The organism is Agromyces seonyuensis, from assembly GCF_009789225.1.
In the GTDB taxonomy this organism is placed as follows: Bacteria; Actinomycetota; Actinomycetes; order Actinomycetales; family Microbacteriaceae; genus Agromyces; species Agromyces seonyuensis.
Genome location: NZ_WSTA01000104.1, coordinates 1 through 11,754 on the forward strand (window position 1 = coordinate 1; position 11,754 = coordinate 11,754).

The window sequence follows — 11,754 nt, forward strand, 5'->3', positions numbered from 1 at the left end:
CAGGCCGCGGGTCGCGAGGAGCACGGCGCCGGCCGCCGCGGCGAGCGCGACGACGAGCGCGGGGGCCGCGAGCGCGGCCGCGAGGCTCGTGGTGGCCGGTTGCAGCATCCCGAGCTCGATGCCGACGACGACGAGCGCGATCGTGCCGAGGGCGCGGAGGGCCAGTCGTCGACGGATGCGGGCGCGCGTGGCGCCGAGGGCGGCGAGCACCTCGGACTCGCGGCGTCGACGGCGGCTTCCGGGGAACCACGCCGCGACCAGGAGGGCGCTCGCAAGGGCGGTCGCACCTGCCACGAGCGTTGCCGCAGCCGGCTCGAGCCCGGTCGGGGCGGCGGCGAACTCCGTCCACTCCTGCTCGACGGTGCCGAACGGGGCGACAGAGCCGTCGAGACCGTCGTTGCGGTTCGGCTCGACCGTCACCTCGGTCGGGACGCGCGTCGCGGAGACGGTCGGGAGCACCTCGAACCCCGCCTCGGCGAGGGACGCGGCGACCACGGCGATGCGGTCCGCGGCGTCCGCGTTCGAGCCGGCGACGTCGACCCGCACGCGCACGGCGTCGATGAGCGGCACATGCTCCGTCTCGGCTGCGTCGAGCACGGACCGGAGGGGCGCGAGGAAGGCCGTACCGGAGTCGGCGACGCCAGTGCCGGCGAACGTCATGGGCTGGTCGAGGGGCTCGACTTCGTCCCCGTCGGAGTCGCGCACCCAGGTCGTCCGGCCCGATTCGTAGGCACCGAGCGGGGCTGCCGAGTCTCGACCGAGCGTCAGCACCGGTGCGTCGACCGTTCCGACGACGGCCACTGACGGCGTATACATCACGTCGAGGTCCGAATCGATTCCCGCTCGGAAGGGCAGCGGTTCCCGAGTCCCGAACACGGGATCCGACCCGAACTGCCCGATGCCGTTGACCCCCCAACCGGTCGAGACGCCGTTCGCGGTGAGCACGGCAGGGTCGCCGACCTCGCGGGGCAGCGAGAATCCGTTGAGGAACGCGGGGAGCGGCTGCCCGAAGAACTCGGAGGCTTCGCTCTCGGGCGCTGGGAGGCCGGGCCACGCGCTCGCGAGGCGATCGGGGTCGCCGAGGCGGGCGACGTCGGCCGTCGTCACCGAGCCGAGGGGGACCGGTTCCGTGTCGCCCGGCACCTCGTACTCGCGGCTCCAGGTATCCGCGCTCCAGTCGCCGGGGGCCGCGGGCCCGAGGTCCGCGACGTCCAGCGTGAGCCCGGAGCCGGTGAACTCGCCGGATGCGACGACGAGCGGGACGACGGCCTGGTCCGCGGCGAGACTCGTGTACCACGAGGCCGGCATGTCGCCCGCCTCGGCCGCCTCGGCCGTCTCGGTCAGCAGTTCGCGGACGCTCCGCTCGTCGGCCTCACTGGCGGCGGCGTCGATCGGCCGGCCGAGTGCCGACTGCAATCCGCCGAAGGCGGAGGCGCGCCAGGACTCAGCGGTCGCGGTGAGCAGTTCGCCGGCCTGTTCGGGATGGGCGGCGACCCAGTCGTCGACGTCGGCGATGGTGAACGAGGCGGGGCCCTGCTCGTCGGAGAGCCCCACGAGCGGCTCGAGGAAGGGCGCTGCGTCGCCGAGCAGTTCGGCCTCGGCGACGGGGTCGACGAGCACGAGGGTGCCGCTGACCGGGGGCGGTGAGACGAAATCGAAGTAGATCCAGTCGCCGATGCGGCTCCCCTGGACCCCCATCGACCAGTCGCCGTCGGCCGACACGATCGCGACGGGGCTCTCGACGATCTCCCGGCAGTACTCGGTGCCGGGCGAATCGTTCGGCACCTGCACGCCGTCGACCTCGCACGTCGCCCCTTCGCCGAACGTCTCCGGCGGAGCGATGAAGGTGAAGTCGCGGTCGGAGCGGTCGATGATGACCGTCGCCTGCTGCTGCTCGATCCCGTCGCCCGAGATCGCGACCGAGTAGGCCTCCGGCGCCGGATCGGGCTGCCCGAGAGCGACTGGCACCGCGAACAAGGTCGACGTTCCGGGCACGAAGAGGTCGATCCCCATGCGCGTCACGGGGGCGGCCACGCCGACGCCGGCGACGTCGCGGATGGTCTGCAGGTCGGCCTCGGTCATCCGGCTCGCGCTCGGAGCGAGCGTCGTGTTCGGCGGGAGCCGGACGACGTCGGCGTCGTCATCGGGCGCGTCGGTCGCCCCGCCGCGCAGGAGTTCGGCCGCGCCCGTCGCTCCGCCGCCGTCGCGCAGAGCCGCGGCGATCGCGTCGTCCCGGTCGCCCCCCTGACCGCTCGGCAGCCGCACGAGCAGGTCGTAGACGCCGCGCTCGGCGTCGCTCGCGCGGAGGGCCGGCGCGAGACCGGTCGGCACGAACGCCACGGCGGCGAGGGCCGCGGCGAGGAGCGCGGCGGCCAGGAGCGGCCACCGCTCGGCGCGGAGATACCGGGCGGTGCGACGGCGGCCGCGGGCGCGGTCATCCGCTCGGCGGCCGTTCGCGGCCTCGCGGGCAGCACGCGATCGTGCGCGACGCAGGGCGCGGTCGGGGGAGCGACGGGGACTCGTCGTCGAGTCGTCGTCGCGGGGAGGGCGTGGTTCGGGCATCGATCCTCCGGCGGGTCTGCCGTGACGCTAGCACCCGGAACCGTCGGTCGAGTAGCGACGGAGGAGCGTATCGAGACCGCGCGAGACCGCCGATGAGGTCTCGATACGCTTCGCTACTCGACCAGCGGACGGCCGTTCAGCGTGCTCGGCGGGCCCGTCGGAAGAACAGACCCGAGAGGCCTGCGAGCAGCACGATGACGCCGGTGCCGATGACCGCGGTGAGGATGACCGCGGGCACGCTGCCGAACAGGAACGTCGTCAGCGCCGTGCCGAACTCCGGCCGCAGCGCCGCGGCGATGCCGACCGTGGCGAGGCCCGCGAACAGCAGGCCCCAGAGGATGCCCGCCCAGCGGATACGAGGTCTGGCGTAGACGGGCGGCTCGGCGGACGCGTCGACGGGACTCGAACCGTAGCCGTCCCCGAGGCCGGTCGCGGCCGTGGCCGAGGGCGCCTCGGGAACCGGCGGCAGCACGTCGGTCTCCGACGGGTCCGGCTCGGGTTCCGGTGCCGAGCTCTGGTCGTCGAAGAACACGACGGGGTCGGGGCGGTCTGCGAGCACGGCGTCGGATCGGTCGTCGTCGTCGGCGGGATTGCGGGTGATGGCGTTCATGGAGAGCTCCTCGGAGTCCGGATCGGGATCAGTCGCGTTCGACGGTGACGTTGCCGACGGCCGTTGCGATGACGAGCTCGTCGGGCTCGCCGGGGCCCTCGCCGATGACGACCGTCCGCTCCCCGTCGCCGCGGATCGTGCGGAACGCGCCGTCGGAGTCGATGACGTAGAGCTCGCCGTCGCCGAGCGCCGTGGTGATGCGCACGTAGGCGTCGTCGTCGACGTCGACTCGCACGTCCCCGACGACCTTGGCGATCTCGGTGCGCGTGCCCTCGGGGTCGGACGGGGTCGCGTCGAACTGGACGTCCATGTCGCCCGCCGGCTGCACGTAGGACGCGTTCGCCCCGCCCGCGCCGATCGACACGTACGACTGCAGGTACACGTCGCCGCGCGGCGCGGCGGCGAGCGGGAAGCCCGCGAGGAGCGCGAGCACGGCGAGGAGCGCGAGCCAGCCCGAGCGACGACGGGCGAAGCCCGCGACGACCATCGCGAGGCCGAGGGCGCCGCCCGCGGCGAGCAGGGCGACGCCGGCGAGCCGGGCGAAGCCGACGCCGTCGCCCACGAGCAGCGCGGCAGTGACGCCGCCGGCGATGATGGCGACGCCGATCGCGGCGACGACGAACGCGAAGCTCGTCCGCGGGCGCTCGGCACGGCGCTTGGCCCGCTCGGCCTCGGACATCGCCTGGAACGACGCGGCGCGCGCCTTGTTCTCGGCGGCCCACTTCGCCTTCGCCGCCTTGTCGGCGTCGGCCTGCGCGCGCTGGTACTCGTCGCGGTCGCGCTTCCAGGCCTCCTGCTGGGCGCGCCACGCGGCGAGCTCCTCGTCGGAGGTGCCGGCGGGCGCCGCCGGCGCGACGGGGGCCTCCGGCACGGCCGAGGATGCCTCGGGCGCGGCCTGCTCCGTCGCGACCGGCGGTCCGTACTGCGGGGAGACCGGCGCTGCGGCGAAGAACGGCCGCGTCGAGGCATCCGCCGCGTTCGCGCCCGAGGCGGCCGGGCCGGCCGCAGGGCCGTTCGGTTCGCCGGGGCCGGTCGCCGGCGTCGTACCGGCTGCCCCGCCGGCCCGGTTCCGCCGCACGGCCCAGAACACGAGCGCGCCGATGCCGGCGAGCACGAGGAGGAAGAACACGAACGCCCCGCCGTCGAAGCCGTAGCCCCAGCCCCACCAGCCCTCGTTCCAGGTCCACGGCGCCCAGACGCGCGACACGATCGAGCCGAACCAGTTGCCGATGGGCAGCATGGCCGCCACGAGGAGGATCACGATGCCGACAGAGGCCGGCTCGAACTTGCCGCGGAAGACGTCCTCGACGTGGATGCGGCCGGTCTCGTCGGGCAGGAGCGCCCACGCGGCGGCGTAGAGGAAGATCATCGGCAGCCCGAAGAGCGCGAGCACGACGGCGACGCCGCGCACGATGATCGGGTCGATGCCGAGGCGCCACGCGAGCCCGGCGCAGACGCCGCCCAGCCAGCCGTTGCGGCGGGGGAACGTGTTGGCGCGCATCCAGTCGAAGAAGCGGGCGCCGCCGTCGCCGCGCCGCGGAGTGCCGGGGGCACCGGCCGTTCCGTCGCCGGGCGGCACGCGCGGGGGCTCGGGCGGCAGCGGCGGTTCGGCGCCCGTGGGGCCCGGATGCCGCGCAGCGGTGTGGTCGGGGCGGGTCGCGTCGGTCTCGATACGCGGCTCCGCCGCTCCTCGACCAGCGGTGCGGTCGGCGTCGTTCGTCATGTCTGCAAGCCTTCCAACGGGCGTCCCGGCCCGCCATGGGGGTCCTCCCTGACCGGACCCCCATTTCCGCCCGCAGCGACTGCCGCGCCCGGCATCCTTTGATTGGATGTGAGCGTGTCGCCCCTCGCCCCGCCCATGCGCCCGCCGTTGACGCGGCCGCGCGCGTGCCTGCTCTCCGGGGTCTCGGCCGGGCTCGCCCGCCACCTCGGGCTGCCGGTCTGGGTCGTGCGCGCGGTGTTCGTCGCGACCGCGTTCCTCGGCGGTGCGGGCGTCTACCTCTATCTCTGGTTCTGGTGCTTCACCCCGTGGGATGCGCTCCCGGGCGGCGCCGGCGGCGAGCGCGCGGAGCGCGCGCCGGTGACGCGCACGCTGCCCGTCGCGTGGCTGCTGCTCGGCGCCGCGGCCGTCTCGGTGGTGCTGTCGTGGCTCGTGCTCGGCACGGCCGGCCTCCTGACGTCCTTCGGGTTCCTCGCGCTGCTCCTCGTCGCGGGCGCCGGGGCGTGGAGCACCTTCGCCGACCGGGCCGATCCCGGCCGCGGTCGCGGCGGCGAGCGCGCCGTGCGCATCGCCGGCGCGATCCTGCTCGGGGTGATGCTCGTCGTCGCCATCATCGGCGCGGGCTCCGCGACGGAGGCGGCGCTGTCGACGCTGCTCGTCGCGCTCGCCGCAGCCCTGCTGTTCGCGCCGCTCCTGCTCGCCCAGTGGCGCGAGCTCGGCCGGGAGCGCACGAAGCGCATCCGCGAGGAGCAGCGCGCCGAGATGGCCGCGCACCTGCACGACTCCGTGCTGCAGACCCTCGCGCTCATCCAGCACCGTTCGGGCGCGACGAGCGAGGTGGGGCGCATCGCGCGCGCCCAGGAGCGGGAACTGCGCGAATGGCTCTACGCGGGGGACTCGGCGCCCGACGCCGATCTCGCCACCGACCTGCGCGACTGGGCGGCGGCGCTCGAGATCGACTACGCGGTCACGTTCGACGTCGTGGTCGTCGGCGGCTCGGGGGAGCGCGCCTCGGGCGAGCTCGCCGCCGCCGCGCGCGAGGCGATGCTCAACGCGGCCCGGCACGCGGGCGGCGAGGTGTCGGTGTACCTCGAGGGCTCGCCGACCCGCGTCGAGGTGTTCGTGCGCGACCGCGGCCCCGGGTTCGATCCCGCCGACGTGCCGGGCGACCGACTCGGCGTCCGCGAATCGATCATCGGGCGGATGCGCCGTGCCGGCGGCCGGGCCGAGGTCCGGCCCGGCAAGGCCGGCGGCACCGAGGTGCACCTCGTGTTCGAGACCCCCGACCAGAACCGCACGGGAGGCGCCCATGGCTGAGTCACCGCTCCGCGTCGTCATCGTCGACGATCACCCGGTGTTCCGGGCCGGGCTGCGCGCCGAGCTCGACGACACGATCGCCGTCGTCGGGGAGGCCGCCGACGTCGGCGCGGCCGTCGCCGTCATCGCCGAGACGCGCCCCGACGTCGTGCTGCTCGACGTGCACCTTCCGGGCGGCGCGGGCGCGACCGTGCCCGAGGGCTCCACGGGCGGCGCCGAGGTGCTGAAGCGGGCCGCGCACCTCGTGCCGGGCACCCGGTTCCTCGCGCTCAGCGTCTCCGACCAGGCGGAGGACGTCGTCGGCGTCATCCGGGCGGGCGCGCGCGGCTACCTCACCAAGGGGTCGGCCGGGATCGACGTCGTCAAGGCCGTGCACGCCGTGGCGGGCGGCGACGCCGTGTTCTCCCCGCGGCTGGCAGGCTTCGTGCTCGATGCCTTCGGTGCGGCCGCGGGCGAGACGGCCGCCGTGCCCGACGAGCTCGATCGCCTCTCCGCGCGGGAGCAGGAGGTCATGCGCTACATCGCCCGCGGCTACGCCTACAAGGAGGTCGCCGCCGAGCTCTTCATCTCGGTGAAGACCGTCGAGACCCACGTCTCGGCCGTGCTCCGCAAGCTGCAGCTCTCGAGCCGCCACGAGCTCACCGCCTGGGCCAGCGCCCGCCGCCTGCTCTGACCCACCGACCCGGCCCCCCGCCGGACGGGCCGGAACCGCGCCGGGCGTAGTGTGGGGGCGATGCGCGCGTGGACGACCGGGACCAGGATCATCCTCGCGGTCGTCGTCATCGCCCTCGTCGTGCGGGCGCCCTTCGTCGCGGTGGCGCCCGTCAGCGGCCGCATCGGCGCCGACTTCCTGCTCACCGCGGCCCAGGTCGGCCTGCTCACGAGCCTGCCGGTGCTGTGCTTCGCGCTGTTCACGCCGCTCGCGAGCCTGCTCATCGCCCGCCTCGGCCCCGACCTCGCGACGACCGTGTCGCTCACGGGCCTGACGGCGGGGATCCTGCTGCGCTCGGCGGGCGGCGAGTTCGCCCTCTTCGCCGGCACGATCGTGCTCGGCGCGTTCATCACGATCGGCAACGTCGTCGTGCCGGTGCTCATCCGCCGGGACGTCTCCCCGCGCCGCGCCGCCCTCGCGACGGGCCTGTTCACGAGCGGCATGAACGTCGGCACGCTCACGGCGACCATCGCGACCGAGCCGCTCGCCGCGGCCGCCGGCTGGCGCCTCGCGATCGGGCTCTGGGCGCTCGTCGGCGTCGTCGCGATCGTCGTGTGGATGCTCGTCGTCGGCCCCGGTCGTGCGCTTCGGACGCTCCCGCCGATCCTCGATTCGTCCGCCCCACACCGGCTGTCGCCCGTCGCGGCCGACGCGACGACGGATGCCTCGACGGCGGTGCCGCCCGCGGCTGCCGGGCCCGCCGATCTCCCGGGGCCGGCCCACGACCGACCCGCGGTCGCGCGCAGCCTCACCGCGATCCTGCTGCTCGCCGCATTCGGCGCGCAGGCGTTCTCGTACTACGGGGTGACGGCGTGGCTGCCCGCGATCCTCGGCGACCGGCTCGGCTACACGCCCGCGCAGGCGGGCGGCGGCGCGGGGGTGTTCCAGGTGATGGCCATCGCCGGCGCGCTGGGCGTCCCGCTCGTCAACGCACGCTTCGGCGCGCGGGCGAGCGCCGTGATCGTCGGCGCGCTGTGGCTGACTGTGCCCCTCGGGCTCCTGTCGGCACCCGGGCAATGGCTGCTCTGGCTCGCCCTCGGCGGCATGGCCCAGGGCGCCGGATTCGTCGTCGTGTTCGCGCTCGTCGTCGCGCTCGCCGGGTCGGACTCGCACGCGCGGCGGCTCTCCGCGTTCGTGCAGGGCGGCGGCTACGCGCTCGGCGCGACCGCGGCGACCGTCGTCGGCGCCGCCCACGACCTCAGCGGCGACTGGGTCGTGCCGCTCGTCGTGCTCGTCGGGTCGACGTCGGTCTTCGCGTTCGCATCGATCGCGGCGGCGACGCGGGCGGGCCGCACCCTGCGCTGAGCGGCGCTCAGATCGTCAGTTCGTCCGGCACATCGAGCTCGCCGGAGCGGTCCCGGATGCTCAGCACGATGAGCAGCGCGAGGAGGCCGGCGCCGAGCACGGCCGCGACGATGCCGATGGGCAGCAGCCACGGCGTCAGCTCGCCGACGGCGGAGTCGAGCAGCGGCCCGGCCAGCAGCGACCAGGCGCCGATGCCGCCGCCCGCGATCCAGTCGTGCAGCAGCCCGAAGAGGATGGGCGCCATGAGGCAGACGATGCCGGCGAGGACGAGCGCGATCGCCGCGGTGCGCAGCGGCTTCGCCGAGATCGCGACGCCCGCCGCGGCGGCGACGCCCGCGATCAGCAGCCCCCACGCATCGAGGAACGCGAGCCACCCGTAGCGCTGCTGGAGGACGTCGACCGTGGCCGCGTCGATGAGCGGGTAGGACAGCGCGGCGGGGTCGGCGTCGGCCGCGAGCCCGGCGGCGGCGAGGGTCTCGGGGGTGACCGGGATGCCGAGGGCGCCGAGCAGCGGACCGAGCGGCACGGAGATCGCCGTCGCCGGGGTGCCCGCGGGTCGCTCGAACTGGGCGAACACCTGGTCGCGGGCATCCAGCACCGTCGCGGCGAGCGCGTCGGCGACCGGACCGGACAGCGCCGGTGCGGTCTCGATCGCGCCGATCGCCGTCTGCACCTCGGGGGCGTCCCCGGCGCCCGCGACCGCGCTCGAGAGCACTCCGCCGAAGGCCGAGCGCATGGCGGAATCGTCGACGACCGCGAGCGCGTTGCGCAGCGTCGTGCCGTCGTCGTGGATCGCGGCGATCGCCAGGTGCGCCTGGAGCCAACCGGTCAGCACGAGGGAGGCGACGCCGAGCAGCCAGGCGCTCCACCCGCGCCGACCCATGGAGAACATCCGGAACAGTCGCACCGCCCACCCCCGATTTCCGTGCTGAACGGGGGAATCGTAGTGCCGGGTGCGCGTGCGCCGAAGGCACTCGTTCGGGGGTCAGGCCGGGTGCGCACCGTCGGGCGCGGGCCGCGCCGCCGGTGTCGGGACCCCCGCGAGCGCGGCGAGCCGTCGTTCGAGGAAGCGGCGCTCAGGGGCCGTCGGGGCGAGGCCGATCGCGACGCGGAGGCGTTCGGACGCCGCCTCCCGCTCGCCGAGGCGCGCGCGGAAATCGGCCTGCGCGGCCGGCAGCAGGTGCGACCCCGACAGCGCCCCGGACGCCTCGATCGCGTCGAGCTCCACGAGGCCGAACCTCGGGCCGGCGGCCATGCCGAGGGCGATGGCCCGGTTGAGGGCGATCACGGGGGAGGGCAGCATCCGCGCCAGCTCCTCGTAGCGGGCGAGGATCGCGCGCCAGTCGGTCGCCGCGGCGGTCGCCGCGCGGTCGTGCACGGCCTGGATCTCGGCCTGCACGCGGTACGCCCCGCGGGCGCGCTCGCCGGGGAGCCCGCCGACGGGCGCCGCGAGCACCGCGAGGCCCTCCGCGATCGCGTCCGCGTCCCAGCGGGTGCGGTCCTGCGCGTCGAGCGGCACGAGGTCGCCGTCGGCGTCGACGCGCGCAGCAGCGCGGGCGTGCTGCAGGAGGAGCAGCGCGAGCAGGCCGCGCGCCTCGGACGAGTCGGGCACGAGGTCCACGACGAGCCGCGCGAGCCGGATCGCCTCGGCGGAGAGATCGACGCGCAGGAGGTCGTCGCCGGAAGAGGCGACGTACCCCTCGTTGTGCACGAGGTAGAGCACCGCGAGCACGCCGGCGAGCCGCTCGGGCAGCGCCGCGGCGGGCGGCACGCGGTACGGGATGCCCGCGTCGCGGATCTTGCGCTTCGCCCGCACGAGCCGCTGCGCCATGGTCGCCTCGGGCACGAGGAACGCGTGGGCGATCTCGCCCGTCGTGAGGCCTGCGACCGTGCGCAGCGTGAGCGCGACGCGCGCCTCCATCGGCAGCGCCGGATGCGCGCACGTGAAGACGAGGCGGAGCCGATCGTCGACGTCGAGCGGGGCGCGCTCGTGCGCGGCGAGCTCGGCGGGATCGTCGGGACCGCGCAGCCGGCCGAGCGCATCCTGCTCGGCGAGCCAGTCGCGCACCTTCTCGCGCTCGACGCCGCGCCGCCGCAGCCGGTCGAGCGCGAGGTTGCCCGCCGTCGTCGTGAGCCACGCGCCGGGACGCTCCGGGACGCCGGTCTCGGGCCACACGACGGCAGCCTTCTCGAACGCCGCCGCGGCCGACTCCTCGGCGACGTCCCAGTCGCCGGTGCGGCGGATGAGCGTCGCGACGACCTGGCTCCACTCGTCGGCGAAGGCGCGGGCGAGCGCGTCGGCGGCCACCGCCCCGGAGTCCGGCGTGCGAGCGGGCGCGGCGGCGGCCGCGGAGGACTCGCCCCCACGGCCGCCCTGCACGGCACCCCGAGCCATCCGGACCCGCTCAGCCGGCCTGCGCGGCCATCGCCGCAGCGGCGGCCGCCGGGAGTTCGGTGCGCACCTCGCGTTCGGCGGCCTCGCGGCGCTGCCGCGCGACGTGGTCGTCGTGCAGGTCGAACGCCCACAGCGGGCGCAGTTCGAGCGTGCCGCCCCGGGCCATCGGATGCTTCGCGGCGACCTCGATCGCCTCGGCCAGGTCGGCGACCTCGAGCAGGTCGAACCCGGCGATCCACTCCTTCGACTCCGCGAACGGTCCGTCGCCGAGGAGCACCTCGCCGCCGCGCTCGCGGACGAACGTCGCCGAGCCCGGGCCCTGGAGCACGTCGCCGAAGAGGCGCACGCCGCGCTCGTCCATCTCGGCGACCCAGGCGCCCGGGTCGTCGTCCTCGCCGGGCGCGGCCGGTTCGCCGTCGCCCGCGATCACGAGCAGCACGAAGCGGCGTCCGCGTTCGGGACGGTCGAGGAGGTCGCGCGGCACGACCCGGTACCCGGGCTCCGCATCGGGCCACTGCACGAACGGGCGGATCTCGACCCGCCCGAACCGGGCCATCGGACTCGACGCCGCGATCTCGATCGCCTCGTCGAGGTCGGCGGCCTCGATGACGTCGAAGCCGCCGATCGACTCCTTCGACTCGGTGAACGGGCCGTCGGTCGCGAGCAGTTCGCCGCCGCGCACGCGCACGGTGGTCGCATCCTGGTCGGGCCGCAGTCGTTCGCCGAACTCGAGCGCGCCGTGCGTCTCCCAACGGTCCTGCCACTCGCCGACGTTGTCGTCCTCGGGACGGTACGGCAGGGCATCGGCCCCCTCGGCGTAGAACAGCGTGTATTCCATGTCAGACCCCTTCCGGTCACGGTACGCACGTCCGACGAACGGCGCACCCCCGTTTCGACACGTCCGCGGCGATCGTCTGCGACCTCGCCGCGAGCCGCCGCCCGCGTCGCGGCGCCGGTCATCCCCCGTTCGCGGTCTGCGGCGGCGCGGCCGCCTCGGGCAGGATGGGCGGATGAGCACGCCGTGGCCCGACCCCTCCGTCCCGCCGCCCGCACCGCAGGGCCAGCCGGCGCCGCAGCAGCTCCCGCCGCCCGCACCGCAGGGCCGGCCGGCGCCGCAGCAACTCCCGCCGCCC

Annotated in this window: 9 protein-coding genes; 3 read left to right on the forward strand and 6 right to left on the reverse strand. The window is 75.4% G+C overall.

What is annotated here, in order from left to right:
• The 3 genes from GB864_RS16435 to GB864_RS16445 all read right to left on the reverse strand — a co-directional run.
• On the reverse strand, positions 1 to 2,562 hold a 2,562-nt coding region (locus tag GB864_RS16435; protein ID WP_202107317.1), incomplete at its 3' end, for a hypothetical protein.
• 136 nt (positions 2,563 to 2,698) lie between these two features.
• Positions 2,699 to 3,172, reverse strand: a complete 474-nt coding sequence (locus GB864_RS16440; RefSeq protein ID WP_160426778.1) for a hypothetical protein — start codon at positions 3,170 to 3,172, stop codon at positions 2,699 to 2,701.
• A 28-nt stretch (positions 3,173 to 3,200) separates the two neighbouring features.
• Positions 3,201 to 4,895, reverse strand: a complete 1,695-nt coding sequence (locus GB864_RS16445; protein WP_160426779.1) for a PspC domain-containing protein — start codon at positions 4,893 to 4,895, stop codon at positions 3,201 to 3,203.
• Positions 4,896 to 5,003: 108 nt separating this feature from the next.
• Here GB864_RS16445 and GB864_RS16450 point away from each other — a divergent pair, with 108 nt between their 5' ends.
• The 3 genes from GB864_RS16450 to GB864_RS16460 are packed head-to-tail and all read left to right on the forward strand — an operon-like array spanning position 5,004 to position 8,226.
• The gene (locus tag GB864_RS16450; protein ID WP_336604049.1) at positions 5,004 to 6,209 is read left to right on the forward strand and encodes an ATP-binding protein; all 1,206 of its coding nucleotides are present in this window, start codon (positions 5,004 to 5,006) and stop codon (positions 6,207 to 6,209) included.
• Positions 6,202 to 6,882, forward strand: coding sequence for a LuxR C-terminal-related transcriptional regulator (locus GB864_RS16455; RefSeq protein ID WP_160426780.1), 681 nt, complete (start codon positions 6,202 to 6,204; stop codon positions 6,880 to 6,882). The genes GB864_RS16450 and GB864_RS16455 overlap by 8 nt, the downstream gene beginning before the upstream one ends.
• Positions 6,883 to 6,942: 60 nt before the next feature.
• Positions 6,943 to 8,226 carry an MFS transporter gene (locus GB864_RS16460; RefSeq protein ID WP_160426781.1) on the forward strand — a complete coding sequence of 428 codons (1,284 nt, stop codon included), beginning with the start codon at positions 6,943 to 6,945 and terminating at the stop codon, positions 8,224 to 8,226.
• Between the two features lie 7 nt (positions 8,227 to 8,233).
• Here the strand turns inward: GB864_RS16460 and GB864_RS16465 are convergent, their stop codons facing one another.
• From GB864_RS16465 to GB864_RS19015, 3 genes are all read right to left on the reverse strand, one after another.
• The gene (locus tag GB864_RS16465) at positions 8,234 to 9,109 is read right to left on the reverse strand and encodes a hypothetical protein (protein WP_160426782.1); all 876 of its coding nucleotides are present in this window, start codon (positions 9,107 to 9,109) and stop codon (positions 8,234 to 8,236) included.
• A 102-nt stretch (positions 9,110 to 9,211) separates the two neighbouring features.
• Positions 9,212 to 10,621, reverse strand: a complete 1,410-nt coding sequence (locus GB864_RS16470) for an RNA polymerase sigma factor (protein WP_160426783.1) — start codon at positions 10,619 to 10,621, stop codon at positions 9,212 to 9,214.
• A gap of 10 nt (positions 10,622 to 10,631) precedes the next feature.
• Positions 10,632 to 11,459 (reverse strand): YciI family protein, encoded by an 828-nt coding sequence (locus tag GB864_RS19015; protein ID WP_336604050.1) that lies wholly within the window; start codon positions 11,457 to 11,459, stop codon positions 10,632 to 10,634.
• Positions 11,460 to 11,754 lie beyond the last annotated feature (295 nt).

Coding starts and splice junctions, on each gene's coding strand:
- GB864_RS16440 (WP_160426778.1), bottom strand. CDS start 3,172: ATGAACGCCATCACCCGCAATCCCGCCGACGACGACGACCGATCCGAC.
- GB864_RS16445 (WP_160426779.1), bottom strand. CDS start 4,895: ATGACGAACGACGCCGACCGCACCGCTGGTCGAGGAGCGGCGGAGCCG.
- GB864_RS16455 (WP_160426780.1), top strand. CDS start 6,202: ATGGCTGAGTCACCGCTCCGCGTCGTCATCGTCGACGATCACCCGGTG.
- GB864_RS16460 (WP_160426781.1), top strand. CDS start 6,943: ATGCGCGCGTGGACGACCGGGACCAGGATCATCCTCGCGGTCGTCGTC.
- GB864_RS16465 (WP_160426782.1), bottom strand. CDS start 9,109: ATGGGTCGGCGCGGGTGGAGCGCCTGGCTGCTCGGCGTCGCCTCCCTC.
- GB864_RS16470 (WP_160426783.1), bottom strand. CDS start 10,621: ATGGCTCGGGGTGCCGTGCAGGGCGGCCGTGGGGGCGAGTCCTCCGCG.
- GB864_RS19015 (WP_336604050.1), bottom strand. CDS start 11,459: ATGGAATACACGCTGTTCTACGCCGAGGGGGCCGATGCCCTGCCGTAC.